The organism is Pseudomonas mendocina (genome assembly GCF_900636545.1).
Classification (GTDB): domain Bacteria; phylum Pseudomonadota; class Gammaproteobacteria; order Pseudomonadales; family Pseudomonadaceae; genus Aquipseudomonas; species Aquipseudomonas mendocina.
This window is the reverse complement of record NZ_LR134290.1, coordinates 1,573,905-1,599,142: the sequence shown is the minus strand read 5'-3', so window position 1 is coordinate 1,599,142 and position 25,238 is coordinate 1,573,905. Positions and strand designations below refer to the sequence as shown.

At 62.2% G+C, this 25,238-nt stretch carries 23 protein-coding genes; 16 read left to right on the top strand and 7 right to left on the bottom strand.

What is annotated here, in order from left to right; translation table 11 throughout:
* Positions 1–81: 81 nt before the first annotated feature.
* The 3 genes from pyrC (at position 82) to EL191_RS07310 (ending at position 2,939) form a co-directional block, all read left to right on the top strand.
* Entirely contained in the window at positions 82–1,128 is a 1,047-nt protein-coding gene (gene pyrC, locus EL191_RS07320) for a dihydroorotase (RefSeq protein ID WP_041977721.1), read from the top strand.
* Positions 1,125–1,799: a ribonuclease T gene (rnt, locus tag EL191_RS07315; protein WP_013714583.1), complete on the top strand. Its 675-nt coding sequence runs from the start codon at positions 1,125–1,127 to the stop codon at positions 1,797–1,799. Before pyrC ends, rnt begins: the two co-directional genes overlap by 4 nt.
* 921 nt (positions 1,800–2,720) lie before the next feature.
* A complete protein-coding gene (locus EL191_RS07310; protein WP_013714582.1) occupies positions 2,721–2,939 on the top strand; it encodes a bacterioferritin-associated ferredoxin in 219 nt (72 codons plus the stop codon).
* A 70-nt stretch (positions 2,940–3,009) separates the two neighbouring features.
* Here the strand turns inward: EL191_RS07310 and EL191_RS07305 are convergent, their stop codons facing one another.
* On the bottom strand, positions 3,010–3,381 hold the full coding sequence (locus EL191_RS07305) for a DUF5064 family protein (protein WP_013714581.1): 372 nt from the start codon (positions 3,379–3,381) through the stop codon (positions 3,010–3,012).
* Positions 3,382–3,476: 95 nt separating this feature from the next.
* Positions 3,477–3,794, bottom strand: a complete 318-nt coding sequence (locus tag EL191_RS07300) for a DUF2288 domain-containing protein (RefSeq protein ID WP_041977719.1) — start codon at positions 3,792–3,794, stop codon at positions 3,477–3,479.
* Between the two features lie 295 nt (positions 3,795–4,089).
* On the opposite strand from EL191_RS07300, the gene EL191_RS07295 reads away from it, so the two are divergent.
* The 6 genes from EL191_RS07295 (at position 4,090) to EL191_RS07270 (ending at position 10,071) form a co-directional block, all read left to right on the top strand.
* Positions 4,090–5,208 (top strand): branched-chain amino acid ABC transporter substrate-binding protein, encoded by a 1,119-nt coding sequence (locus EL191_RS07295; protein WP_013714579.1) that lies wholly within the window; start codon positions 4,090–4,092, stop codon positions 5,206–5,208.
* A 193-nt stretch (positions 5,209–5,401) separates the two neighbouring features.
* Entirely contained in the window at positions 5,402–6,325 is a 924-nt protein-coding gene (gene livH, locus EL191_RS07290; protein ID WP_041977716.1) for a high-affinity branched-chain amino acid ABC transporter permease LivH, read from the top strand.
* Entirely contained in the window at positions 6,322–7,581 is a 1,260-nt protein-coding gene (locus EL191_RS07285; protein WP_017361681.1) for a high-affinity branched-chain amino acid ABC transporter permease LivM, read from the top strand. The genes livH and EL191_RS07285 overlap by 4 nt, the downstream gene beginning before the upstream one ends.
* A complete protein-coding gene (gene livG, locus EL191_RS07280; protein ID WP_013714576.1) occupies positions 7,578–8,345 on the top strand; it encodes a high-affinity branched-chain amino acid ABC transporter ATP-binding protein LivG in 768 nt (255 codons plus the stop codon). The genes EL191_RS07285 and livG overlap by 4 nt, the downstream gene beginning before the upstream one ends.
* Positions 8,346–8,348: 3 nt before the next feature.
* A complete protein-coding gene (locus tag EL191_RS07275) occupies positions 8,349–9,050 on the top strand; it encodes an ABC transporter ATP-binding protein (protein WP_013714575.1) in 702 nt (233 codons plus the stop codon).
* 160 nt (positions 9,051–9,210) lie between these two features.
* On the top strand, positions 9,211–10,071 hold the full coding sequence (locus EL191_RS07270) for a DUF6279 family lipoprotein (protein ID WP_013714574.1): 861 nt from the start codon (positions 9,211–9,213) through the stop codon (positions 10,069–10,071).
* 9 nt (positions 10,072–10,080) lie between these two features.
* Here the strand turns inward: EL191_RS07270 and ung are convergent, their stop codons facing one another.
* Positions 10,081–10,770 carry a uracil-DNA glycosylase gene (ung, locus tag EL191_RS07265; protein ID WP_013714573.1) on the bottom strand — a complete coding sequence of 230 codons (690 nt, stop codon included), beginning with the start codon at positions 10,768–10,770 and terminating at the stop codon, positions 10,081–10,083.
* A 140-nt stretch (positions 10,771–10,910) separates the two neighbouring features.
* Here ung and EL191_RS07260 point away from each other — a divergent pair, with 140 nt between their 5' ends.
* The gene (locus EL191_RS07260; protein WP_017361684.1) at positions 10,911–11,723 is read left to right on the top strand and encodes an HDOD domain-containing protein; all 813 of its coding nucleotides are present in this window, start codon (positions 10,911–10,913) and stop codon (positions 11,721–11,723) included.
* Between the two features lie 8 nt (positions 11,724–11,731).
* Here the strand turns inward: EL191_RS07260 and EL191_RS07255 are convergent, their stop codons facing one another.
* A complete protein-coding gene (locus EL191_RS07255) occupies positions 11,732–12,613 on the bottom strand; it encodes an AraC family transcriptional regulator (protein WP_017361685.1) in 882 nt (293 codons plus the stop codon).
* 124 nt (positions 12,614–12,737) lie between these two features.
* On the opposite strand from EL191_RS07255, the gene EL191_RS07250 reads away from it, so the two are divergent.
* The 6 genes from EL191_RS07250 to mmsB all read left to right on the top strand — a co-directional run bounded on the left by EL191_RS07250 (position 12,738) and on the right by mmsB (position 19,788).
* Positions 12,738–14,234, top strand: coding sequence for a CoA-acylating methylmalonate-semialdehyde dehydrogenase (locus EL191_RS07250; RefSeq protein ID WP_041977713.1), 1,497 nt, complete (start codon positions 12,738–12,740; stop codon positions 14,232–14,234).
* A gap of 93 nt (positions 14,235–14,327) precedes the next feature.
* Entirely contained in the window at positions 14,328–15,575 is a 1,248-nt protein-coding gene (locus tag EL191_RS07245; RefSeq protein WP_013714569.1) for a substrate-binding protein, read from the top strand.
* 6 nt (positions 15,576–15,581) lie between these two features.
* A complete protein-coding gene (locus EL191_RS07240; RefSeq protein ID WP_041977710.1) occupies positions 15,582–16,745 on the top strand; it encodes an acyl-CoA dehydrogenase family protein in 1,164 nt (387 codons plus the stop codon).
* Positions 16,746–16,798: 53 nt separating this feature from the next.
* The gene (locus tag EL191_RS07235; RefSeq protein WP_013714567.1) at positions 16,799–17,617 is read left to right on the top strand and encodes an enoyl-CoA hydratase; all 819 of its coding nucleotides are present in this window, start codon (positions 16,799–16,801) and stop codon (positions 17,615–17,617) included.
* A 53-nt stretch (positions 17,618–17,670) separates the two neighbouring features.
* Entirely contained in the window at positions 17,671–18,774 is a 1,104-nt protein-coding gene (locus EL191_RS07230) for an enoyl-CoA hydratase/isomerase family protein (RefSeq protein WP_041978171.1), read from the top strand.
* A 132-nt stretch (positions 18,775–18,906) separates the two neighbouring features.
* Entirely contained in the window at positions 18,907–19,788 is an 882-nt protein-coding gene (gene mmsB / locus EL191_RS07225) for a 3-hydroxyisobutyrate dehydrogenase (protein ID WP_013714565.1), read from the top strand.
* Between the two features lie 158 nt (positions 19,789–19,946).
* Here the strand turns inward: mmsB and EL191_RS07220 are convergent, their stop codons facing one another.
* The 3 genes from EL191_RS07220 to EL191_RS07210 form a co-directional block, all read right to left on the bottom strand.
* The gene (locus EL191_RS07220; protein WP_013714564.1) at positions 19,947–21,284 is read right to left on the bottom strand and encodes an HlyD family type I secretion periplasmic adaptor subunit; all 1,338 of its coding nucleotides are present in this window, start codon (positions 21,282–21,284) and stop codon (positions 19,947–19,949) included.
* Positions 21,285–21,294: 10 nt separating this feature from the next.
* A complete protein-coding gene (locus EL191_RS07215) occupies positions 21,295–23,451 on the bottom strand; it encodes a type I secretion system permease/ATPase (RefSeq protein ID WP_013714563.1) in 2,157 nt (718 codons plus the stop codon).
* Between the two features lie 111 nt (positions 23,452–23,562).
* Positions 23,563–24,915 (bottom strand): TolC family outer membrane protein, encoded by a 1,353-nt coding sequence (locus EL191_RS07210; RefSeq protein WP_041977705.1) that lies wholly within the window; start codon positions 24,913–24,915, stop codon positions 23,563–23,565.
* Between the last annotated feature and the right edge of the window lie 323 nt (positions 24,916–25,238).

The following is a 25,238-nucleotide window of genomic DNA, read 5'->3' as shown; positions in this document are numbered from 1 at the left end:
TGCGATTGTCGCGTCGGCGCGAGCGCGAACTGGCGCTTTTCAGTTAACATGCGGCCACGTTTTACCCGCCTGGAAGCCTCCATGTCCGACCGTCTGACTCTTCTGCGTCCCGATGACTGGCACATTCACCTGCGCGATGGCGCGGTGCTGCCACACACCGTCGGCGATGCCGCGCGCACCTTCGGCCGCGCCATCATCATGCCCAACCTGGTACCGCCGGTACGCAACGCCGCCGAGGCCGACGCCTATCGCCAGCGCATTCTCGCTGCGCGCCCGACTGGCAGCCGCTTCGAGCCGCTGATGGTGCTCTACCTCACCGACAACACCAGCCCCGAAGACGTACGCGCAGCCAAGGCCAGCGGCTTCGTGCATGCCGCCAAACTGTACCCGGCAGGCGCCACCACCAACTCCGACTCGGGCGTCACCAGCATCGACAAGATCTTCCCCGCGCTCGAAGCCATGGCCGAAGTCGGCATGCTGCTGCTGGTACACGGCGAAGTGACCCGCGCCGAGATCGACGTGTTCGACCGCGAGAAGACCTTCATCGACGAGCACCTGACCCGCGTGGTCGAACGTTTCCCCACCCTGAAGGTGGTGTTCGAGCACATCACCACCCGTGACGCGGTGCAGTTCGTCGAGTCAGCGTCGGCCAACGTCGGCGCCACCATCACCGCTCATCACCTGCTGTACAACCGCAATCACATGCTGGTCGGCGGTATTCGCCCGCATTTCTATTGCCTGCCGATTCTCAAGCGCAACGTGCACCAGGAAGCCCTGCTCGACGCGGCCATCAGCGGCAACACCAAGTTCTTCCTTGGCACCGACTCGGCGCCGCACGTCAAGCATGCCAAGGAAGCCGCCTGCGGCTGCGCCGGCTGCTACACCGCCTATGCGGCCATCGAGCTGTATGCCGAAGCCTTCGAACAGCGCAACGCGCTGGACAAGCTGGAAGCCTTCGCCAGCCTCCACGGCCCGGACTTCTACGGCATGCCACGCAACAGCGACAGCATCACCCTGGTACGCGAAGAGTGGACCGTACCGGCCAGCCTGCCACTGGGCGACAACAGCGTCGTACCGCTGCGCGCTGGCGAAACCCTGCGCTGGAAGTTGCTGGAGGGTCAGGCGTGAGCGAAGACAGCTACGACGACGAACTCGAACCGAGCCTGCCGTCCGGCCCGCGCACGCCCATGGCGGCGCGCTTTCGCGGCTACCTGCCGGTGGTGGTGGACGTGGAAACCGGCGGCTTCAACAGTGCCACCGACGCCCTGCTGGAAATCGCCGCGACCACCATCGCCATGGACGAGAGCGGCTTTCTCTACCCGGATCACACCCACTTTTTCCGTATCGAGCCCTTCGAAGGCGCCAATATCGAACAAGCTGCGCTGGAATTCACCGGTATCAAGCTCGACCATCCGCTGCGCATGGCGGTGAGCGAGGAGCACGCACTGGGGGAAATCTTCAAGGGCCTGCGCAAGTCGATCAAATCGGCTGGCTGCAAGCGCGCGATTCTGGTCGGGCACAACAGCAGCTTCGACCTGGGCTTTCTCAATGCGGCGGTGGCGCGTTGCGGCATCAAACGCAATCCCTTCCACCCGTTCTCCAGCTTCGACACCGCGACTCTGGCCGGCCTCGCCTACGGCCAGACCGTGCTGGCCAAGGCCTGCCAGGCCGCCGGTATCGAGTTCGACGGCAAGGAGGCGCACTCGGCGCGTTACGACACCGAGAAAACCGCCGAACTGTTCTGCGGCATAGTCAACCGCTGGAAGGAAATGGGCGGCTGGGACGAGTTCGATCAGTGAGCCCCTGCGCGGTGATCGAACCCCATGAGAAAACCGGCGTCTGCCGGTTTTTTTGGTTCATCGCATAGCTTTGGGAACTTGCAGCTTGGCAATTACGTGTTAGCTGTCGATGACTTGGCACTATCCGTTAGCGTGTCGTCTGATCTGATGGGTTTCGCCCCTTACGGGCGACTCACTTTCTTTGCTTGTGCAAAGAAAGTAAGCAAAGAAACACACCCCTGCATACGGCCCCGGCTGCGCCGGGGTTCCCTCGCTCCATCACCGCTCCAGGGGCACGCTGCGAAGGGCCATCCCTGGCCCATCGCAGCTCTCGCGACATCCATGTCGCTCAACCCCTTCCGCGGCGATTCCACTCGGCCTCCTGAAGGGGACTTGGGCGTCGTCTGTGAGATCTTGCTTCAAGAGCAAAAACCAAACGCTACCGACTTTGATCTTCCGGAGATTTCGCAAGCTCGCGCCCCCGTCAGAAGGCCAAGTGGAGGTGTCGCGTAGGGGGATGAGCCGCATGGATGCGGCGAAAGGCTTAATGGGCCAGGGATGGCCCATGTAAGCCGGCCCCCGGAGCGGCGCCGGAGCGAGGGGAGTTGAGCGAAGCGAAACCCGGATGTCGAGGTGCCCTTCTCTTTGGTTACTTTCTCTTGGGCAAGCAAGAGAAAGTGACTCGCCCGTGAGGGGCGAAACCAAGACGAAAGATCGACACGCCAATGATCTTTGTCCGGATATAAATAGCGCAAAAGAGCACACAAACTTGCCAGTCCGGTGTCAAACGTATCCACCTCGCGAAAACGCTCTGCCCGAACCCTAACGGCGGGTGCACCGTTCGTCAGGAGATGCGAGCATTCGCAATCGATCTTTGACAAGCATTCTCATTAACATTAGTATCCGATTCATCGAACAGAACTACCAAGACGAGCCCTGCTTATGTACGTCTGCCTCTGTGAAGGTGTCACTGATACGCAAATCCGCGACGCGGTCTATGAAGGCTGCTGCAGCTACCGTGAAGTGCGCGGCACCCTGGGCATTGCAAGCCAGTGCGGCAAGTGCGCTTGCCTGGCCAAGCAGGTGGTCCGTGAAACCATCGCCGAGGTACAGAGTAGTCAGGCCTCGCTCGCTTACCCCGCAGGTTTCGTCTCAGCCTGATCAATGGCGCGAGAATAAAAAACCGGATTCTGGAATCCGGTTTTTTTTCGCCCTCGGAAAGCACCAAGGTCTACAACAGGCCGTCGCGCTTCAGATGGTCGAAGTTCACTGCCTCGCCCGGCTGGACATGCAGCTTGGCGCGAATATCCTCGAAGATCGCATCGTACTCCTCGTGCGCACGCATGATCGGGCTGTGGTTGGGTGGCAAGCCATGTTTGGCCACCAGGTGGGAGATCACGCTGGCGAAGTTGAAGGCGGTATCGCGATGCATCTCGAAGACCTCCTCGAATGGCTTGCCATCGATCTCGCCGACCAGTCGCCCGTGCAGCATAGGACCCTCCCGCGGGTCCTGGCGCACCTCATAGTAGAAATCGATGCTGTAGTTTGGCAGACCGACCAGACCAGGCGGGCTGCTGCGATGCAGGTGACCGGGTTCGAACATGAGGCTCTCTCCTTTTGCCGTAACACTGCGTGGTGCTCCCTGACGGGAGCGTCCGAAGAGTCTAGTCCGCTATCTGCAGCCCTGCACGCACCCTTTCAGTGCAGGACCGAATCCCCTGCCCTTTCCTGTACCAGCACCCAGGGAGCGACCACCACAGCCCACAGTTGCGGGTCACGCGTAAGGAGGTCCTCGGCACGCGCATCTTCGAACTTGCTCAGCAGGCCCTGGTTCATCCACTGCGCAACACGAGTCTGATCATTCTCGGCCACGGCCTGTGCGACCGCCACCAGGTCCTGGCTGCCCTCGACCCAGAGCAACGCACCACGAGCGAAGAACGGCTGCAGTTCCTGCCAGCGAATCGGCGCTGTCTCGCCGAGCAGCTTGGCATAGAGGGTGCTAGATTGGTCCGTCATGGTGTGTCCCGTTTCGTTGGTTTTAGATGCAGGCGCGCAATGATAGCGTCGGCAACTGCCCTGGCAACCGCACGACGCTCGCCAACGGAACCAGGCCACGCCGTTTTTCTATACATTCCTTGCAATTTAGCGACAACTCCGTGTTTCGCCTCCAGCTGCCGGCTTTTCAAGGCGCAAATCCGCGCTCTACACTGTTCCGGTACAGTTGCCGGGGGCATTACCGGGGTCACAGACCCGGTTCTGCAGCTTCGGCCGCAAGAACTACAACAACGAAAAACATAAGAGTGGAGCACTCATGAACAAGGCTAAGCAGATTTCCAAGCTGTTCGCGGCAATTGCACTGGCGGGGGCGGCCAGCTATTCGATGGCGGCCGACAATATCAAGATCGGCCTGGCCGGTCCGGTAACCGGTGCGGTTGCTCAGTACGGTGATATGCAATTCATCGGCGCCAAGATGGCCATCGAACAGATCAACAAGGCCGGCGGCGTGAATGGCGCCCAGCTCGAAGGTGTGGTCTACGACGACGCGTGTGATCCTAAGCAGGCCGTTGCCGTTGCCAACAAGATCGTCAACGATGGCGTCAAGTTCGTCGTTGGCCACCTGTGCTCCAGCTCCACTCAGCCGGCGTCCGACATCTATGAAGACGAAGGCATCCTGATGATTACCGCGGCGTCGACCAGCCCGGACATCACCTCCCGCGGTTACGAACTGGTCTTCCGCACCATCGGCCTGGACAGCCTGCAAGGCCCGACCGCCGGCAACTTCATCGCCGACCACATCAAGCCGAAGACCGTTGCTGTCATCCATGACAAGCAGCAGTACGGCGAAGGTATCGCCACTGCAGTCAAGCAGACCCTGGAAAGCAAAGGCGTGAAAGTCGCCATGTTCGAGGGCATCAACGCCGGCGACAAGGACTTCTCCGCACTGATCGCCAAGCTCAACCAGGCCGGTGTCGACTTCGTCTACTACGGCGGCTACCACCCGGAGCTGGGCCTGCTGCTGCGCCAGACCAAAGAGCGCGGCCTGAACGTCAAGTTCATGGGTCCGGAAGGCGTGGGTAACAAGGAAATCTCGGCTATCGCCGGCCCGGCCTCCGAAGGCCTGCTGGTGACCCTGCCGAAGTCCTTCGACCAGGATCCGAAGAACAAGGCACTGGTCGAGGCGTTCAAGGCCAAGAACGAAGACCCGAGCGGTCCGTTCGTGTTCCCGGCCTACGCTGCCGTTCAAGTCATCGCCGAAGGCATCGAGAAAGCCGGCGATACCGATACTGCCAAGGTAGCAGCTGCACTGCGCTCCAATAGCTTCGAAACCCCCACCGGCACCCTGGCCTTTGACGAGAAGGGCGACCTGAAGGACTTCAGCTTCGTGGTGTACGAGTGGCACCAGGACGGCACCAAGTCCGAAGCCAAGTAACCCCGCCGAAGAGCTGACTCATGAGCTAGCGTGCTAGCGCCCGCCATTAACCCGACGGGCGCCATGCGTAGCAGCTCATGAACAGGTTCTTAACCCAGAGCCCACTGCTGCAGTGGGCTTTGTTCATTAGAAGAATTCCGGCCTCGCGCTGCGCCACAAGCGCCGCTTTACGCAAGCGCCCAGGAGTTAGGCAATGCCTGATCTTTATCACTATCTACAGCAGCTGCTCAATGGCCTGACCATTGGCAGCACTTATGCCCTGATCGCCATCGGCTACACCATGGTCTACGGCATCATCGGCATGATCAACTTCGCCCACGGCGAGGTTTACATGATTGGCTCGTACGTAGCCTTCACCGTGATCGCCGGCCTTGCCATGTTCGGCATCGACGCCGTCCCCGTGATCATGGTCGCCGCCTTCGCCGCCACCATGATCGTCACCAGTGCCTACGGTTACAGCATCGAACGGGTGGCCTACCGCCCCCTGCGCGGCGGCAACCGTCTCATCCCGCTGATCTCCGCGATCGGTATGTCGATATTCCTGCAGAACGCGGTACTGCTCGCGCAGGACTCCAAGGACAAGGCCATTCCTAACCCGCTACCGGGTAACTTCATCCTCGGTGAAAGCGCCGCCAACAGCGTGGTGGTGTCCTACATGCAGGTGCTGATCTTCATCGTCACCTTCATCACCATGGTCGGCCTCACTCTGTTCATCTCCCGCTCGCGCCTCGGCCGCGCCTGCCGCGCCTGTGCCGAAGACCTGAAGATGGCCAACCTGCTCGGCATCAACACCAATAACATCATCGCCCTGACCTTCGTCATCGGTGCGGCGCTGGCCGCAATCGCCTCGGTGCTGCTGGGCATGAATTATGGCGTGATCAACCCGCACCTGGGCTTCCTCGCCGGCATCAAGGCCTTCACCGCTGCAGTACTTGGCGGTATCGGCAGCATCCCTGGCGCGGTACTCGGTGGCCTACTGCTGGGCGTGGCCGAAGCCTTCGGCGCCGATATCTTCGGTGATCAGTACAAGGACGTGGTGGCGTTCAGCCTGCTGGTGCTGGTGCTGCTGTTCCGTCCCACCGGCATCCTTGGCCGCCCGGAGGTGGAAAAGGTATGAGCCGTAACCTCAAATCCGCGATCTTCAGCGCCTTGCTGGTGCTGATCATCTCCTACCCCGTATTGGGCCTGAAGCTCAGCACCGTCGGTATCAGCCTGCGTGTCGAAGGCGCCACCGCCTTCGAACTCTGGTGCATTGGCGGCGCTGCTACGCTGATCTTCCTCTGGCAATTGCTGCGTGATCGCATCACTCCGGCTTGGGCCAAACGCCCGAGACTACCTAGCGGTTCCGGCCAGCTCGGCAACTTCCTCACCCTGCCCTCCACCCAACGCTGGATCATTCTGGCAATGGTCATGGTGGCCCTGGTATGGCCGTTCTTCGCCAGCCGCGGGGCGGTGGACATCGCCACGCTGATCCTGATCTACGTGATGCTCGGCCTTGGCCTGAACATCGTGGTGGGCCTCGCCGGCCTGCTCGATCTGGGTTACGTCGGCTTCTACGCCGTTGGCGCCTACAGCTACGCGATCCTCGCCCACTACTTCGGCCTGGGCTTCTGGATCTGCCTGCCGCTGGCCGGCATGATGGCGGCGCTGTTCGGCTTCCTGCTCGGTTTCCCGGTGCTGCGCCTGCGCGGTGACTACCTGGCCATCGTCACCCTCGGCTTTGGTGAGATCATCCGCATCCTGCTGCGCAACCTGACCGACCTGACCGGCGGCCCCAATGGCCTGAGCATCGCCAACGAGAACAAGCCGACCCTATTCGGCCTGTCCTTCGAGCGTCGCGTGCCGGCGGACATGCCGACCTTCCACGGCTACTTCGAGATGGCCTACAACTCGCAGTACAAGGTGATATTCCTCTACCTGATCGCCCTGCTGCTGGTGCTGCTGACGCTGTTTCTGGTCAACCGCCTGCTGCGCATGCCAATCGGCCGCGCCTGGGAAGCCTTGCGTGAAGACGAGATTGCCTGCCGCGCGCTGGGCCTGAACCCGACCGTGATCAAGCTCTCGGCCTTCACCATCGGCGCCAGCCTGGCCGGTTTCGCCGGCAGCTTCTTTGCGGCTCGTCAGGGCCTGGTGACCCCGGAGTCGTTCACCTTCATCGAGTCGGCGATGATCCTCGCCATCGTGGTGCTTGGCGGCATGGGCTCGCAGCTCGGCGTGATCCTCGCTGCCATCGTCATGGTGATGCTGCAGGAGATGCGTGAGTTGAGCGAGTACCGCATGCTGATCTTCGGTCTGGTCATGATCTTCATGATGGTCTGGCGCCCGCAAGGGTTGCTGCCGATGCAACGTCCCCACCTGGAGCTGAAGCGATGAGCCGCACGATTCTCGAAGTAAGCGGCCTGTCCATGCGTTTCGGCGGCCTGCTGGCCGTCAACGGGGTGGGCCTGAACGTCAAGGAAAAGCAGGTGGTATCGATGATCGGCCCGAACGGTGCCGGCAAGACCACCGTATTCAACTGCCTGACCGGTTTCTACCAGCCAAGCTCCGGCAGCATCCGCCTCAACGGTGAGGCGATCGAGGGCCTGCCGGGCCACAGGATCGCCCGCAAGGGCGTGGTGCGGACCTTCCAGAACGTGCGTCTGTTCAAGGACATGACCGCGGTTGAGAACCTACTGGTGGCACAACATCGTCACTTGAACACAGGCTACCTGGCCGGTCTGTTCAAGACCCCAGGCTTTCGCCGCAGCGAGCGCGAGGCCATGGAGTACGCAGCCTACTGGCTGGAACAGGTCGACCTGGTCGACTTCGCCAACCGCAGCGCCGGCACCCTGGCCTACGGTCAGCAGCGCCGCCTGGAAATCGCCCGTTGCATGATGACGCGCCCGAGCATCCTGATGCTCGACGAGCCGGCTGCGGGCCTCAACCCGCGCGAAACCGAAGACCTCAAGGCGCTGATCGGCATGTTGCGTGACCAGCACAATGTCACCGTGCTGCTGATCGAGCACGACATGAAGCTGGTGATGACCATTTCCGACCACATCTACGTGATCAACCAGGGCACCCCCCTGGCCGACGGTACGCCGGAGCAGATCCGCAACAACCCGGACGTGATCAAAGCCTATCTGGGGGAGGCGTAATCCATGCTGAGCTTCAACAACGTCTCAACCTTCTACGGCAAGATCCAGGCCCTGCACGATGTCAGCATCGAAGTGCAGAAAGGCGAGATCGTCACCCTGATCGGCGCCAACGGTGCCGGCAAGTCGACCCTGCTGATGACCCTGTGCGGCAACCCGCGCGCCACCAGTGGCAGCATCCGCTACCTGGGTGAAGAACTGGTGGGCATGGACACTCCCGAGATCATGCGCAAGAGCATCGCCATCGTGCCGGAAGGCCGTCGCGTGTTCGCCCGTCTGACCGTCGAGGAAAACCTGGCCATGGGCGGTTTCTTCGGTGACAAAGCGGACAATCAGGAGCAACTGGACAAGGTCCTGCACCTGTTTCCGCGCCTGAAGGAACGCTTCGCTCAGCGCGCCGGCACCATGAGCGGTGGTGAACAGCAGATGCTCGCCATCGGCCGTGCATTGATGAGCAAGCCCAATCTGCTGCTGCTCGACGAGCCGTCGCTGGGTCTGGCGCCGATCATCATCCAGCAGATCTTCGACATCATCGAACAACTGCGCAAGGACGGTGTGACCGTGTTCCTGGTCGAGCAGAACGCCAACCAGGCGCTGAAGCTGGCCGACCGTGGCTATGTGCTGGAGAACGGCCATATCGTCATGCAGGGTAGCGGTGAAGAGCTGCTCAGTGACCCCAAGGTACGCGACGCCTACCTCGGCGGCTAAGCGCAGACCGCGAGATCGGAACCGCCCTTCGGGGCGGTTTCTTTTTATCCGTGCTCCGCAAGCCCGCTTCACAGAAGTCTTAAGCGAATATTTCCGCCCTCTTGCGCCATGTTCGACGCGTATTAGTCTCAAGGGAATCTGTCCTCGCGAGACTGCGTACATGCGCAAATCCCTGCTGCTGCTACTGGTCACCACCTTGCTGCTGAGCGCATGCAGCCGTGTCGGCCTGGCCTACCGCAATCTCGACTGGCTGATTCCCTGGAAGCTCAACGATTACGTGGCGCTAACCAGCGAGCAGAGCGCCTGGCTCAAACCCCAATTGCAGGAGCACCTGGCCTGGCACTGTAGCACCGAGCTGCCGCGTTATCTGGACTGGCTACAGCGCACTCAGCAGGCAATGAGCAACCAGGACAGCGAGCTGATGGCTAGCCAACTGGCCGAATTCGAGCAGGCCATGCAGCGTATCGCCGTGGAAGTCACCCCCAGCGCCATCGAGTTGCTGCGCGGTCTCAGCCCGCGCCAGGTCGATCAGCTATTGGCATCACTGGACGAGCAGAACGCCAAGCTGCGCGAGGAATTCCTCGAGGCGCCGCTGCAGGAGCAGATCGACCGGCGCGCCGAGCGCATGGAGGAGCGTCTGCAACCCTGGTTTGGCGACCTCAATACCGAGCAGCGCGACCGTGTGCAGCGCTGGGCGCACAGCCTGGGTGAACAGAATCAGGTGTGGATGGATAACCGCCTGGCCTGGCAACAGGCGCTGCGTGAAACACTGGAGGTTCGTCGCGGCGATGACTTCGCCGCACGCATGACCGCCCTGCTGCAACAACGCGAACGTTTCTACACCAGCGCCTATCAGGCCAGTTATGAGAAAAATCGCCAGGCCATGGCGGAGATGATCGTCGACCTGGTCACTCAAGCCGACTCGCGCCAGATGGCGCGTGCTGACCAGCGCCTGCAAAGTCTGCACAGCGACCTGGCTGCGCAACAGTGCACGTCTGATCAGTCAGTGGCGCAGCGCTGAAGCGCCTCGTCAAAGCGGTGGCAACTGCCAGTCGATGGGAGTCATACCGTTCTGGCTGAGGAACTGGTTGCAGCGACTGAAATGACCATTGCCGATGAAGCCACGATGCGCGGACAGCGGAGACGGGTGCGGCGAGCGCAGCACTAGGTGCTTGGTCGGGTCGATCAGACGCTGCTTGCTCTGCGCGTGGCTACCCCAGAGCAGGAACACCAGCTTGGGCTGATGTTCACTGACCACTTCGATCACCCGGTCGGTAAAGAACTGCCAGCCCTTGTTCGCGTGCGAGCCGGCATTGGCACGTTCCACGGTCAGGGACGTGTTGAGCAGCAACACGCCCTGGTCGGCCCAACTCTGCAGATAACCGTGGGCCGGGATGTCGATATTGAGATCGCGCTTGAGCTCCTTGTAGATATTCACCAGCGACGGCGGCGTTTGCACGCCCGGCTGCACCGAGAAGCACAAGCCGTGCGCCTGGCCCGGGCCGTGGTAGGGGTCCTGTCCGATGATCACCACCTTGACCTGATCAAGCGGCGTGGAATTGAGCGCATTGAAGATCAGCGGACCCGGCGGGTAGATTTCCTTGCCAGCCGCCTTCTCTGCCCGCAGGAACTCGCGCAGCTCCTTCATGTAGGGCTTGTCGAACTCCTCGCGCAGCGCTTCCTTCCAGCTGGCTTCGAGTTTGATGCGATCTTCGGTCATGCGCTTTTCCTGCCTGGTTTTCCACAAGAGCAGGCACGCTAGAGAAGGGGTTGCCGCAAGTCAAGAAAGGCCAGCCCGGCACGCGTCGAGATGCTTTGCTAGCCTTTCGATCATAGCCACCGTGAACGGACTCGAAGACGATGCCAACCACTGCCGACACCCTGCGCATGGCACTGCTCAATCGCTTCCTGAAGGGCGAGGCCAGAATTCCGCAAATGCCCGAAGCAGCCGTACGCATCAAAAAGCTGCTGGAGGATCCACGCACTTCGCTGGAACAGCTGACCCGCGTGATTAACGGGGATCCGCCGCTGGCCGCGTACCTGATGCAATTCTCCAACACCCCCCTGCTGCGCGGTGATCGTGCGTGCAGCTCGCTGCGCGAACTGCTGGGCCGCCTCGGCACCCGACAGTTGGCCGATCTGGTGCTGGGCTTCAGTCTGCAGAATCTGTTCACCAGCACCGAACCGGCCCTGCAGCAGGCCTTTCGGACTCGCTGGCGCAGCGCACGGGAGCGCGCCGCCTACTGCGCGGTATTGGCGCAGCGCACTGGACTGTCGCTGGACGACGCCATGCTCGGCGGTCTGTTGCAGGACATCGGCAGCCTGCCACTGCTCTCGGAGCTGGAGCACTGGCCGGACGTGCCACGCGATGGCGATACGCTGCACGAACTGTGCGAACGACTGTCGGGGGACCTCGGCGCTCTGATCCTCACGCGCTGGCAGTTGCCTTCAGCGGTCATCGAATCCACCCGCCTCTACGGTCAATGGCAACGCCAGCATGACGGCGTGGCCGACCTGGCGGATCTGGTCCTGCTCGCCAGCGCCCTGCAGGCGAACCGGTCCCAGGACGAGCCGCTGCCGGCGCAGGCAAAGCTCGGTCTGGAACAACCGCTCGCCGAGCTGAGGCAGGAGTTGGCCGGCGAACTGCAACTGTGGAAGCGCCTGCTCGCCTGACGCCCTCGTTACCCCTGGTGCAGTGCCCGGTAATGACTGGGCGCCATGCCCACCACCTTGCGAAACAGCCGTGAGAAGTAATAGGGATCGTCGTAGCCAAGCTGCTCGGCGACCTGGCGCACCTCGATATCTCCGCGGTCGAGCAAGCGGCAGGCCAGGGCCATCTTCAGCTGGATGAAGTCCTGAATCGGTGCATGGCCGGTCAGCGCGCGGTAGGTCTTGGCGAAATGAAAGCGCGACAGCTTGAACTGCGCCGCCAGTTCGTCGAGGTTAAGGCTGCCATGCAGATGCTCGCGCATCACCGCCTGCACCGCCTCGATATCCAGCACTCGCCCGGACTTGAGATTGACCCGCGCCGGCAGCACCGCCAGCGAGCTGAGCATCGCCTGCAGACGGTGCGCGGCATGAATGAAAGGCAAGGCGTTGAGCCCCTGCCGCTGCAGGCCCAGCAATGCCTCGAAGTCGCCAATCAGCCTTGGCTGCAAACCGATACGTCGCAACGGTTGCGTGCCTAGCAGAAGCAGGAAATCCTCACTGAAGCTGCCATCGAAGTGCACCCAATAGATCGTCCAGGGGCTTTGCGCATCGGCACCATAGCTATGCGGCATCGCCTTGGGCAGCAGCAGCAAATCGCCAGCAGTGACATCCAATCGTCCATCCGCTGTTTCCAACCAGCCCCTGCCGGAGCGGCAATAGATCAGCAGATGATCGTCCGGCTGCAGACGCCGCATCTGATGGCCGGCTGCGTCAGGATAAAACCCCATGGCCAGGAGATAGCAGCCCGAGCTAAGCGCATGGCGTGCCAGAAGCCGACGCAGACGCGGCGGTGTGATGAAGCGTTGTCCACCGAGCGGCAGCGGCCAATTTGAGGTTTCCACTCGCTGCCCCATGCCTGACGCCTCCACCAAGACGATTCGAATGACAAGATCGTCCATCTCAAGACCAAGATCGTCAATCCACAAGCAGACATGAAGTGGCTATAAAGGCTCCATACAAGAACAACAGGAGGCGCCCATGCCCCGCACGCTCCCGCAACTGATCGATGGCCAGTGGCTGCAAAGCCAGGCCACGGACCTGATCGAAGTCATCGACCCGGCCACCCAGGAAGTGATCGCCCTCGCCCCCAAGGCCACCACCGAGGAGATCGAAACCGCAGTAGCCAGTGGGCAACAGGCCTTCCTCACCTGGCGCGAGGTGCCGGTGTCGGAACGCGCCCGCCTGATGCTGCGCTACCAGCATCTGCTCAAGGAACACCACGATGAGCTGGCGGAAATTCTCGCGCAGGAAACTGGCAAGACCTTCGCCGATGCCAAGGGCGATGTGTGGCGCGGTATCGAAGTGGCCGAGCACGCCGCCAACATCGCCAGCCTGATGATGGGCGAGACGGTGGAGAACGTCGCCCGCGAGATCGACACCGCCAGCTGGATCCAGCCGCTCGGCGTATGTGTCGGCATCACGCCTTTCAACTTCCCGGCGATGATCCCGCTGTGGATGTTTCCGCTGGCCATCGCCTGCGGCAACGCCTTCATCCTGAAACCGTCCGAACAGGACCCGATGACCCCCAATCGCCTGGCAGAGCTGTTCCTTGAGGCCGGAGCGCCGCCTGGCGTGCTGCAGGTGCTGCATGGCGGGCGTGAGCAGGTCGATGCGCTGCTGGTGCATCCGCTCGTGCGCGCCGTGTCCTTCGTCGGCTCGGTAACGGTGGGCCAGCACGTCTATCGCACCGGCACCCAGCATTTGAAACGGGTGCAGGCCTTCGCTGGCGCCAAGAACCATATGGTGATCATGCCCGACGCGCCGAAAGATCAAGTACTCAGCAACCTGCTCGGTGCCAGTTGCGGCGCCGCAGGCCAGCGCTGCATGGCGATCAGCGTAGCGGTGTTCGTCGGCGATTCGAAACAATGGATCGACGAGCTGGCGACGCAGATGGCCACACTGCGCCCCGGTCACTGGCAGGACACCGGTGCCGCCTACGGCCCGCTGATCAGCCCGCAGGCGCGCCAGCGCGTGTTGCGCCTGATCGACCAAGGCAAGGCCGAAGGCGCCGAGTGCCTGCTCGATGGTTCGCAGTGCGCGGTCGAGGGTTACCCGAACGGCAACTGGGTCGGCCCGACGCTGTTCCGTGACGTGACGACGGAGATGAGCCTGTACCGCGAGGAAATCTTCGGCCCGGTGCTGGTGTGCATGGAGGTCGAGACCCTCGAAGAAGCCATCGCGCTGGTCAATGCCAGCCCCTATGGCAACGGCACCAGTCTGTTCACCCGCTCCGGCGGCGCTGCGCGGCATTTCCAGCATGCGATTGAAGTTGGCCAGGTGGGCATCAACGTGCCGATCCCGGTGCCATTGCCGTTCTTCTCCTTCACCGGCTGGAAGGGCTCGTTCTACGGCGACCTGCACGCTTACGGCAAGCAGGCGGTGCGCTTCTATACCGAGACCAAGACGGTGACCAGCCGCTGGTTCGACGACACGCCGCTGGAGGCCGGGCCGAACATGACCATTCAGCTGAAATGAGAACGGCGTTCTCATTAGACGAAAAGACGATCACGAGAACTGGACAAGCGGCGTAAAAAGGCTCCTTGCAGAACAAAAACAAGGAGAACTGCAATGCGCCAACTGTCTGCCATCCTGGCCCTGTGGGCCGGAATCACCGCCTGTGCGCAGGCTGCCGAGCCCATTACCCTCGGGCTCAACTACCCGCGCACCGGACCATACAAGGAGGAGGGGTTGGCGCAAATGCGTGGAGCCCTGCTGGCCATCGACGAGATCAATGCCCAGGGCGGTGTACTGGGACGGCCCTTGCGCCTATCCAGCAAGGACACCGCCTCGCGTCCGGCCAAAGCGGAGAAGAACGTCGACAAGCTCGCCGCCGAAGGCGCGGTGATGCTCTTCGGCGGCTCTTCGAGTGCAGTCGCCATCGCCGCCGGCAAGCGCGCCAAGGAACACGGCTTGCTGTACTTCGGCACCCTCACCTACTCCAACGACACCACGGGCAAGGACGGCCACCGCTATATGTTCCGCGAGTGCAACAACGCCTGGATGAGCGCCAAGGTACTTGGCCAGTATCTGAGCAAAACCCTGCCGAACAAGCGCTACTTCTACGTCACCGCCGATTACACCTGGGGCCACACCACCGAAGCCTCGCTGCGCCAGGCCACTGCGAGCGACAACGCCGCCCAGCACGCTGGCGTGCACGTCCCCTTCCCCGGCGCGCGTCTGGCCGACTATCAGGACGCCCTGACCCAGGCCGCCGCCAGTAACGCCGATATCCTCGCGCTGGTGCTGTTCGGCGAAGATCTGGTGCGTGCCATGCGCATCGCCAAGGACCTGGGTCTGACCGAACGCATGCAGATCGTTGCCCCCAACCTCACCCAAAGCATGGTCGAACAGGCCGGCCCCAATCTGATGCAGGGCGTGATCGGCACGGAACCATGGACCTGGCGCGTACCGGCGCTGGAAAAATCCGCGCGCGGCGAAGCATTCGTCCAGTCCTTCAAGACCCGCTACGAAATGTACCCGTCCAGCTCTGCCGCGTCGGCCTACAGCATCGTCCAGCAGTGGGCCGATGCTGCCAAACGCGCCAATAGTCTCGATAGCGAAGCGCTGATCAAGGCGCTGGAGGGTCATCGCTACACCCTGCTCAAGGACGAGCAGCAATGGCGCGCCTTCGATCACCAGAACCTGCAGACCGTGTACGCAGTGAAGGTGAAACCGCGCGACGAAGTGCTCAAGGACCCGCTCAAACAGGACTACTTCGAAATCGTCGACCGACTCGACGCCAGCAGCGCGCTACCCAGCCTCACCGAGTGGCAGGCCGAGCGCCGAGCCGGCGGCCAACCCCTGACCTTGCAATGAGATGCCATGGACTTCGAACTCAGTGACGAACAACGCCTGTTCACCGACAGCGCCCGAGCCTTCGCCGCTCGGGAGCTGACGCCCCATGCCGCGGACTGGGACCGTGAACATCACTTCCCTATCGAGGTGATCCGCCGTGCAGCCGAACAGGGCTACCTGGCCCTGTATCTGCGCGAGGAGGATGGCGGCCTCGGGCTCTCGCGACTGTCCAGCTCACTGATATTCGAACAGCTGGCGGCGGGCTGCGTAGCCACCACGGCCTACCTGACCATCCACAACATGGCCACCTGGATGCTTGCCAGCTTCGCCGACCAGGCGCTCAAGGACGCCTGGCTGCCAGGGCTTATCAACGGCCAGTCACTGGCCTCCTACTGCCTGACCGAACCAGACGCCGGCTCGGACGCGGCCAACCTGCGCACCCGCGCGCGACGCGATGGCGGCGACTACGTGATCGATGGCAGCAAGTGCTTTATCTCCGGAGCCGGCAGCACCGACGTCCTGATCGTCATGGCACGTACCGGCGAGGACGGTGCCAAGGGCATCTCCTGCTTGCTGGTTCCGGCCAATGCACCGGGTGTGCGTTATGGGCGCAACGAGGACAAGATGGGCTGGAAGGCGCAACCAACCCGCACCATCACCTTCGAGGGCGTGCGCGTTCCTGCCAGCAACCGTATCGGCCCGGAAGGTGAGGGTTTCGTCTACGCCATGAGAGGCTTGGACGGCGGCCGTCTGAATATCGCCAGTTGTTCGCTCGGTGCCGCCCAGGCGGCGCTTGAACAGAGTCTGCGCTACGTAGAGGAGCGCAAACAGTTCGGCAAGGCACTCAGCCAGTTCCAGGCGCTGCAGTTCAAGCTCGCCGACATGCTCACGGATCTCACCGCCAGCCGGCAGATGGTGCGCCTGGCCGCGCACAAGCTCGACCATGGCCACGGCGAAGCGAGCCTCTACTGCGCGATGGCCAAGCGCTTCGCCACCGACCATTGCTTCGACGTCTGTAACCAGGCCCTGCAACTCCATGGCGGCTACGGCTATCTGAATGACTACCCACTGGAGCGCTGGGTACGCGACGCACGCGTGCACCAGATACTGGAAGGCACCAACGAAATCATGCGGGTGATCATCGCCCGCCGCCTGCTGCTGCAGGGCGGCATGCTCGATCGCCTGCTGTAACCGCTGAATCCCCACCCATCGATGGGAGGGGAAGAAATTGACGAGGAGTCGTTATGAGCACCGCACTGGAAACCTACAAATCCGGCATCTTCGACCTGACCCACAAGCTCACCGTGGAAAAGCACGGCCACACCGCGCTGATCACCATCAACCATCCGCCGGCCAATACCTGGGACCGTGACTCGCTGATCGGCCTCAAACTGGTGGTCGAGCACCTCAACCGTGACGACGAAGTCTACGCCCTGGTGGTGACCGGCCAAGGCCCGAAATTCTTCTCCGCTGGTGCCGACCTGAACATGTTCGCCGACGGCGACAAGGCGCGTGCCCGCGAAATGGCGCGGCGCTTCGGCGAGGCCTTCGAAACCCTGCGCGATTTTCGCGGCGTATCCATCGCCGCGATCAATGGCTACGCCATGGGCGGAGGCCTGGAGTGCGCACTGGCCTGCGACATCCGCATCGCCGAACGCCAGGCGCAGATGGCCCTGCCGGAAGCCGCCGTGGGCCTGTTGCCCTGCGCCGGTGGTACCCAGGCACTGCCCTGGCTGGTCGGAGAAGGCTGGGCCAAGCGCATGATCCTCTGTGGCGAACGCATCGACGCCGACACGGCCCTGCGCATCGGTCTGGTCGAGCAAGTGGTGGACACCGGCGAAGCACGTGGCACGGCCCTGCTGCTCGCCTCCAAGGTCGCACGGCAAAGCCCGGTGGCGGTGCGCACCATCAAGCCGCTGATCGAGGGCGCCCGTCAACGCGGCCCGAACACCTGGTTACCGGAGGAGCGCGAGCGCTTCGTCGATCTGTTCGATGCCGACGACACCCGCGAAGGCGTCAACGCCTTTTTGGAAAAGCGCGACCCGCAGTGGCGTAATAAATAACCCGCGGTTTCGCTCCGCCCGTAGAGTGCGCCGTGCGCACCGAGAGCCCGATGATGAACGTAACCTTCGAAGAACGCCCCAGCCTGCACGGCTACCGCATCGGTATCGCCAGCCTGGACGCCGAGAAGAGCCTCAATGCCTTGTCCCTGCCGATGATCGAGGCGCTCGATGCGCGCCTCAGGGCATGGGCCGAAGACCCGAGCATCGCCTGCGTGATGCTGCGCGGCAACGGTACGAAAGCCTTCTGCGCAGGTGGCGACGTGGTGCGCCTGGTGCAGCAATGCCGCGACCACCCCGGTGAAGTGCCGCCTCTGGCGCGCCAGTTCTTCGCCGACGAATACCGCCTCGATTACCGCATCCACACCTACCCCAAGCCCTTCATCTGCTGGGCCCACGGCCATGTGCTGGGCGGCGGCATGGGCCTGATGCAGGGCGCCGGCATCCGCGTCGTCACCCCGAGCAGTCGTCTGGGGATGCCGGAAATCAATATCGGCCTTTATCCGGATGTCGGCGGCAGCTGGTTCCTCACCCGCCTACCGGGCCGCCTGGGCCTGTTTCTCGGCCTGACCGCCGCCAGCATCAATGCCCGCGATGCGCTGGACCTGAATCTGGCCGATCGCTTCCTTCGCGACGACCAGCAAGACGCCTTGCTCGAAGGCCTGGTGCAGCTGAACTGGCGCGAGCAAGCCGATCTGCAACTGCATAGCCTGTTGCGCGCGCTGGAAAACGAAGCCACGTCCGAGCTACCCGCCGCGCAGTGGCTGCCACGCCGCGAGCGCATCGACGACATGCTGGACGTCGCCGACCTGCCAGCAGCCGTAAAGGCCATTGCTGCCTTGCAGCAGGATGACGACGCTCTGCTGGCACGAGCCGCCAAGACCCTGGCCCATGGCAGCCCGCTGACCGCGCACCTGGTCTGGCAACAGATCCGCCGCGCGCGCCATCTGTCGCTGGCCGAGGTGTTTCGCATGGAGTACGCCATGAGCCTGAACTGCTGCCGCCACCCCGAATTCCCCGAAGGTGTACGCGCCAGGCTGATCGACAAGGACCAGACGCCGCATTGGCACTGGCCGGACGTCGCGACTATTCCGGAGGCGGTGATCGAAGCGCACTTCGCCCCGGCCTGGGACGGCGAGCATCCGTTGGCAGATTTGTAGAAACGTTAGAAGAAACACGTAGCTCGGATGAAATCCGGGAAAACCCGGAACCAGTCCCCGGATTGCATCCAAGCCACAAACAATCGGTGCGCCTGGGCGCCCCTGCGACATTCAACAGGAAGGAGAGCCTCCATGACCCAGATCGCCTTTATCGGCCTCGGCCATATGGGCCTGCCCATGGCCCGCAACCTGCTCAAGGCCGGTTACCCGCTGAAAGTATTCGACCTGGTGCGCAGCACCGTAGAGACCCTGTCTGGCGAAGGCGCAGTAGCGGCCGACAGCGCCGTAGAGGCCATCGACCAGGCACAGGTGGTGATCAGCATGCTGCCTGCCAGCCGCCATGTAGAAAGCCTCTACCTGGGCGAAGAAGGCCTGCTCGCTCGACTACCCGCCGGCACGCTGGTGATCGAGTGTTCGACCATCGCCCCGGAGGCCGCGCGCAAAGTGCACGCCGCAGCCCGTGAGCGTGGCGTCGCCCTGCTCGATGCGCCGGTATCCGGCGGCACTGGCGGCGCAGCGGCCGGCACCCTGACCTTCATGGTCGGAGGGGAAGCCGAAGCGCTGGAGCGAGCCCGGCCGATGCTCGCAGCCATGGGCAAGAACATCTTCCACGCCGGCCCTGACGGCGCCGGCCAGGTGGCCAAGGTGTGCAACAACCAGGTGCTCGCCGTACAGATGATCGCCACCGCCGAGGCCATGGCCATGGGCGTGGCCAACGGCCTGGATCCGGCCGTGCTGGCGGAGATCATGCGGCAGAGTTCGGGCGGCAACTGGACGCTGGAGAAGTACAACCCCTGGCCCGGTGTGATGGAGAGCGCTCCGGCATCCAAGGGTTACAGTGGCGGCTTCATGGCCGAGCTGATGGCCAAGGACCTTGGCCTGGCGCAGGAAACCGCAAGCCACAACGGCAACAGCGCACCGATGGGTGCCCTGGCACTGCAGCTCTACCGCCTGCTGCTCAAGCAGGGCAAGGGCAAGCAGGACTTTTCGGTGGTGCAGCAGCTGTTCGTCTGAGAGCCAGCTCAAAGGCTGCTGCGCGTCGGCCAAACGGCGTTGAAAAGACCTTCGGAATGCTCATTTGGCACTTGTAAACTCCGCTTCCTCAGGTCTTTTCGCCTTGTTTGGCTCCAGCTCGCGAGCCTTTGAACAGTCTCTGAGCGAGTCTGCCAACGTCAACGCTCGCGCAAGGCCTCGGCACGCGCCCGGATGATGGGCTTGAGCAGGTAGCTGAGGATGCTCTTCTTGCCGGTCATGATGTCCACCGAGGCCACCATGCCGGGAATGATCAGCAAGGGATTCTCCTCGCTACCGAGGTGGCTTTTGCGGGTGCGCAGCTTGATCAGGTAGAAGCTGTTGCCGTCCTCGTCAGTGACGGTATCGGCGCCGATCTGTTCGAGATCCGCTTCCAGGCCACCATAGATGGTGAAGTCATAGGCGGTGAACTTGACCATGGCCTTCTGCCCGGGATGGAGGAAGGCGATGTCCTGCGGACGAATGCGTGCCTCCACCAACAGGGTGTCGTCCAGCGGCACGATTTCCACCAAATCGCTGCCGGGCTGGATCACGCCACCGATGGTGTTGACCAGCAGTTGCTTGACGATGCCACGCACCGGCGAAGTGACCAGGGTGCGCTTGACCCGATCCTCCAGTGCCTTGCCGGTGGCATTGGCCTTGGTCAGCTCGGTGCGGGCCTCGTTCAACTGGCCAAGCGCCTCGCTGCGAAAGCGTGAGCGGGTTTCGGCAAGCTTGTTCTCCGCTTCCTTGATCGCCGATTCGGCACGGGGGATGGCCAAGGTCGTGGCGTCCAGCTGCCCACGGGTTTCCACCTCGGCACGGCGCAGGCGTAACACCTCCACGCGCGAAATGGCGCCTTCCGCGACCAGGGGTTCGGAGATGGCGATTTCCTGACGCAGCAACTGCAAGCTGTTGCGGAACTGCGCCTGCTTGGAGATGAACTCCTGCAGCTCCTGGCGCCTTTGCACCATCTGCTGTTCGAGGCCACCCAGTTCGTCATTCAATTGCTGGCGACGGCTTAGGTACAGCGCCTCTTCGCTGGCAGCCTGTTCAGGTGCCAGTGCGCGCAACTCATCCGGGATCAGCAGCGGGCGGTCATCCACCTCGGCGCTCAGGCGCTCGACGCGCAGTTGCATCGAGGTACGGTCGGCCTCGGTCTCACCTACGTTGGACTCGAAACGCGTAGGGTCCAGGCGCAACAGCGGCGCGCCAACCTCGACCACCTGCCCCTCATGGATGAACAACTCGGAAACGATGCCGCCCTCGAGGTTCTGCACCTTCTGCAACTTGGACGAGGGAATCGCCTTGCCCTCGCCGCGAGTCACTTCATCGATTTCGGCGAAATGCGCCCAGACGCCCAGAAAGACGACGAAGCCCAACAGTGTCCAGATGGTCAGGCGCACCACACGTGGTGCGTCCTCCACCAAAGCCTTGTCGACTTCGGGTAGCGGCTCGCCGGACAACTGCTCGCCGCCCTGGAAATACTGACGCAACATAGCGAATGCCTTAAGCGACACTGATCTGCCCCTTCTTCAGTGCTTCCATGACCGACTCCTTGGGACCATCGGCAATGATGCGGCCACGGTCGACGATCAGAAGACGATCGACCAGCGACAGCATGGACGCGCGATGTGTCACCAACAGCAGCGTCTTGTTAGCGATGACTGCACCGATACGCTCCTTCAGGCGCTCTTCGCCCGGATTGTCCATGGAACTGGTCGGTTCATCCAGCAGCAGGATCGGCGGATCAAGCAACAGCGCGCGCGCCAGCGCAACGTTCTGCCGCTGGCCACCGGACAGGTTCTGCCCGCGCTCACCGACCTGCAGTTCATAGCCTTGTGCATGCAGGCGCGCGAACTCATGGACCCCTGCCAACTCCGAGGCCTGCAACACCAACTCGTCCTCGACGTAGCGGGCACCGGCCATCAGGTTTTCGCGCAGGGTGCCGCTGAACAGCTGGATGTCCTGAGGCACGTAGCCGATGTTGTGGCGCAACTCGCTGATGTCCAACTGGCGGATATCGGTACCGTCGATCAGCAGGCTTCCCGAGTCGGCCTGGTACAGGCCGACGATCAACTTGGCCAGCGAACTCTTGCCTGAACCACTGCGGCCGATGATGCCGATCTTCTCGCCCGGCCGAACGATCAGGTTGATCTCGCTGAGCGCGGGGCTCTGCTGGTGCGGATAGGTAAAGCTGACTTGGCGCAACTCCAGGCTGCCCTGCAGCTTGGCACGAACCAGCGGCTGCTCACCCTCGTGGCGCTCCTGCGGCAGATCCATCATCTGGTCGACGTTGATCATGGTCAGGCGCGCTTGCTGGTAGCGGGTGAACAGACCGGAGAGCTGGCTCAGCGGCCCCAGGGCGCGGCCATTGAGCATGTAGCAGGCGATCAGGCCCCCCATGCTCAGGTCACCGGCCATGATCAGGTAGACACCGGCAACGATCATGATCACCCCGGCCAGCTGCTGAATCAGCATGGTGAGGTTCATCGCCAGGCTCGACAGCATCTTGACCCGCAGTTCCAGGCGCCCCAGCGTGCCGATGGTCTGCTCCCAGAGATACTGGCGGTCGCTTTCGGCGTTGTTCACCTTCACCGCATCGAGGCCGGCCAGGGTCTCGATCAGGCTGGACTGACGCTCGGCAGCCAGGGCCATGGTGCGATCCATGGTGGCCACCAGGGGCTTCTGCAGCAGCCAGCTGATGCCCATCGCCAAGGGGAAGGCCAGCAGTGGAATCCACACCAGATGCCCGCCGAGCAGGCCGATCACCAGCAGGATCAACAAGGTGAATGGCAGGTCAATGACGCTGGTCAGCGTCAGCGAAGCCAGAAAATCGCGCAGCGTCTGAAACTCGTGAATGTTCTGAGCGAAGCTGCCGACCCGCTGCGGCCGGAATTTCATGGCCATGCCGACGATGCGTTCGAACAACGTGGCTGAGATGATCAGGTCGGTCTTCTTGCCGGCCAGATCGAGACACAACCCACGCATGGTCTTGAGCAGTAGATCGAAGACATAGGCACCGGAGATACCAATGGCCAGTACCCACAACGTGGCAGCGGCCTGGTTGGGCACCACGCGGTCATAGACGTTCATCACGAACAACGGCGCGCCGAGGCCGATCAGGTTGATCAGCAGGCTGGCCGCCACGGCATCCATGTATAGCCAGCGCGAGCGCTTGAGGGTATCGCGGAACCAGGACTGGGTCCGCGGGATCAGGCTGCCCTGGTCTAGGTCGTACTTGTGCTGCGGCTGGGCAAAGAAGACCTGGCCACTGAAATCCTCGAGCAGTAGGTCGCGGGCGACCTTAACCTCGCCGCCATCGCTTTCGCTGAGCAGCAGGCGAGCGTCGCCCTGTTCGCTCCAGCCCAGCAGCACGGCACAACGCCCCTCCTTGAGCAGCAGCAAGGCAGGGAGTGCGATTTTCGGAATCTGCTCGAGACTTCTGCGCAGCAGGCGCCCCTGCAAACCGGCACGAGCAGCGGCTCGCGGAAGCAACTCTGCCGTCAGGCGTTGCTTGGGCAGTGGCAGGCCACTGGTGAGCATGGCCCGATTGGCCGGCTTGCGGTGCAGGACACAGAGTGAAAGGAGCGAGTCCAGCAGCGGATCATCATGCTGCCCGCGAGGATCGGAGTTGCTTTCGACACGACCGGCTTGTGGATCCACACCAGGACTCTCTTGAGTGATTCTTCGGATACGTCTTCGTACCCCGCAAACTCGAACGCCCGCAAAGGATGCAGAGATCCTCGGCGGGCGATTCGAAGCATAGCGGGTCGATCAGTTGAGGCTGGGGAGCGTCGCCTTGGGTTTGATATCGGACTGAACCACGGTCGCCATCGGCGCCACAACCCCCTGACTCTTCAACAGCTCGCCCATGGTGGCCTTGATGCGGTACTGAGTAAACAACTCGCTGTAGCGCAGATCGCTCAGGCGACGAGAAGCGGTGAACAGTTCGTTCTCGCTATCGAGCAGGTCCAACAGGGTGCGCTCACCGATGCTGAACTGCTTCTGGTACGACTCGCGTACACGGGTGCTGTATTCAACGTACTCACGAGCGATGGGCAACTGCTCACGGGCATTGTTCAGGGCGTTCCAGGACAAGCCCAGGTCTTCGTTCAGGACACGCATGGCGTTGTTACGGATATCCAGCGCCTGGTTGACCTGATAGGACTTGGACTCCAGATCGGCCTTGTGGCTACCACCGGCGAACAGGTTGTAGCGCATGCGCAGCATGGCCTGCCATTCGTTGGAGTGGCCGTCGACACCATCGATGTTGCTATCGGCGTTACGCGACAGCTCCGCATCGAAGCGCGGATAGAACAGCGACTTGGCGGCTTCGTACTGTTTCTCGGTAGCCACTACGTCGGACTCAGCCGAACGCAGGATCGGGCTGTTGGCCATCAGCGTCTGACGCGCATCCTGCAGGCTCCCCGGCAACTGCCCGGGCAGACCAGCTGGCTCGACCAGCTCAGCCGGCTCAAGGCCAACGATGCTGTAGAAGTTGGTACGCGCATCGGCCAGGTTGGTCTGTTCGGTGATCAGGTTGTTGCGTGCCTGGGCAAGACGTGCCTCGGCTTGGTCCTGGTCGGCCAGACGGCCGACACCGCGCTGGCTGCGCAGGCTGATCTGATCGTAGATACGCTCATGACTGCGCAGGTTGTCCTCGGCCAGACGCACCATTTCCTGGCGACGCAGCACGTCGATATAGACCTCGGCAACATCCAGCGCAGTGCGCTCGGAGGTGCCCAGCAGCGCATAGGCACGAGAATTGACTGTAGCTTGCTGACGCCCGACTTCGTTGGAGGTGGCGAAGCCATCGAACACCATCTGGCTCAGACGCAGGCTGGATTCACCGCGATTGAGCGTTTCGAAGCCATGCCGCCCGGCGGCACGGGTCGAGGTGTTATCGGTGCCTTCACGCCCGTAACCAGCCAGCAAATCCACGGAAGGCAGGTAGCCCCCACGTGCTGCATCGAGCTGCTTATCGGCAGACAAACGACTATTCACGCCTGCCTGAATTTCCGGATGTGCGCCCATGGCATGTTGCATGGCTTCTGGGAGGGTCTGGGAGTACGCGGGCAGGCTGATCGCCAAGGCAAGCGGTAGAACGTGGAACAGGCGCAAACGCATAAGCGGGGCTTCCTTAACAAGGGATTTGGGCGTCCTAGAGCGCCCGGACGTTACGACTCGCCAAGGGCACCAATAATGTGAAGCAGATCACATTGAAAAACACCAGACTAAAAGCAAATATCAAAGTGACATCAGCGAGGCGATTGTTTAGGATGCGAGCCAATAGGTCAATACTCTGACGCAAAACACCGAGTCAAAAAATTTACAGCCAAAAAATTGGCGAAATAGTTTCAGACCTTTTACACATCCACTACACACCTTGCCAACCTAGCGCCGGACCATAAGAAGGCCGGAACGACGAAAGGCACGTTGAGAACCATCTC

Excerpts from the sequence above, each read along its gene's own strand:
- pyrC (WP_041977721.1), top strand. The coding sequence starts at position 82 with ATGTCCGACCGTCTGACTCTTCTGCGTCCCGATGACTGGCACATTCAC.
- EL191_RS07310 (WP_013714582.1), top strand. The coding sequence starts at position 2,721 with ATGTACGTCTGCCTCTGTGAAGGTGTCACTGATACGCAAATCCGCGAC.
- EL191_RS07305 (WP_013714581.1), bottom strand. The coding sequence starts at position 3,381 with ATGTTCGAACCCGGTCACCTGCATCGCAGCAGCCCGCCTGGTCTGGTC.
- EL191_RS07300 (WP_041977719.1), bottom strand. The coding sequence starts at position 3,794 with ATGACGGACCAATCTAGCACCCTCTATGCCAAGCTGCTCGGCGAGACA.
- EL191_RS07295 (WP_013714579.1), top strand. The coding sequence starts at position 4,090 with ATGAACAAGGCTAAGCAGATTTCCAAGCTGTTCGCGGCAATTGCACTG.
- livH (WP_041977716.1), top strand. The coding sequence starts at position 5,402 with ATGCCTGATCTTTATCACTATCTACAGCAGCTGCTCAATGGCCTGACC.
- EL191_RS07285 (WP_017361681.1), top strand. The coding sequence starts at position 6,322 with ATGAGCCGTAACCTCAAATCCGCGATCTTCAGCGCCTTGCTGGTGCTG.
- livG (WP_013714576.1), top strand. The coding sequence starts at position 7,578 with ATGAGCCGCACGATTCTCGAAGTAAGCGGCCTGTCCATGCGTTTCGGC.
- EL191_RS07275 (WP_013714575.1), top strand. The coding sequence starts at position 8,349 with ATGCTGAGCTTCAACAACGTCTCAACCTTCTACGGCAAGATCCAGGCC.
- EL191_RS07270 (WP_013714574.1), top strand. The coding sequence starts at position 9,211 with ATGCGCAAATCCCTGCTGCTGCTACTGGTCACCACCTTGCTGCTGAGC.
- ung (WP_013714573.1), bottom strand. The coding sequence starts at position 10,770 with ATGACCGAAGATCGCATCAAACTCGAAGCCAGCTGGAAGGAAGCGCTG.
- EL191_RS07260 (WP_017361684.1), top strand. The coding sequence starts at position 10,911 with ATGCCAACCACTGCCGACACCCTGCGCATGGCACTGCTCAATCGCTTC.
- EL191_RS07255 (WP_017361685.1), bottom strand. The coding sequence starts at position 12,613 with ATGGGGCAGCGAGTGGAAACCTCAAATTGGCCGCTGCCGCTCGGTGGA.
- EL191_RS07250 (WP_041977713.1), top strand. The coding sequence starts at position 12,738 with ATGCCCCGCACGCTCCCGCAACTGATCGATGGCCAGTGGCTGCAAAGC.
- EL191_RS07245 (WP_013714569.1), top strand. The coding sequence starts at position 14,328 with ATGCGCCAACTGTCTGCCATCCTGGCCCTGTGGGCCGGAATCACCGCC.
- EL191_RS07240 (WP_041977710.1), top strand. The coding sequence starts at position 15,582 with ATGGACTTCGAACTCAGTGACGAACAACGCCTGTTCACCGACAGCGCC.
- EL191_RS07235 (WP_013714567.1), top strand. The coding sequence starts at position 16,799 with ATGAGCACCGCACTGGAAACCTACAAATCCGGCATCTTCGACCTGACC.
- EL191_RS07230 (WP_041978171.1), top strand. The coding sequence starts at position 17,671 with ATGAACGTAACCTTCGAAGAACGCCCCAGCCTGCACGGCTACCGCATC.
- mmsB (WP_013714565.1), top strand. The coding sequence starts at position 18,907 with ATGACCCAGATCGCCTTTATCGGCCTCGGCCATATGGGCCTGCCCATG.
- EL191_RS07220 (WP_013714564.1), bottom strand. The coding sequence starts at position 21,284 with ATGTTGCGTCAGTATTTCCAGGGCGGCGAGCAGTTGTCCGGCGAGCCG.
- EL191_RS07210 (WP_041977705.1), bottom strand. The coding sequence starts at position 24,915 with ATGCGTTTGCGCCTGTTCCACGTTCTACCGCTTGCCTTGGCGATCAGC.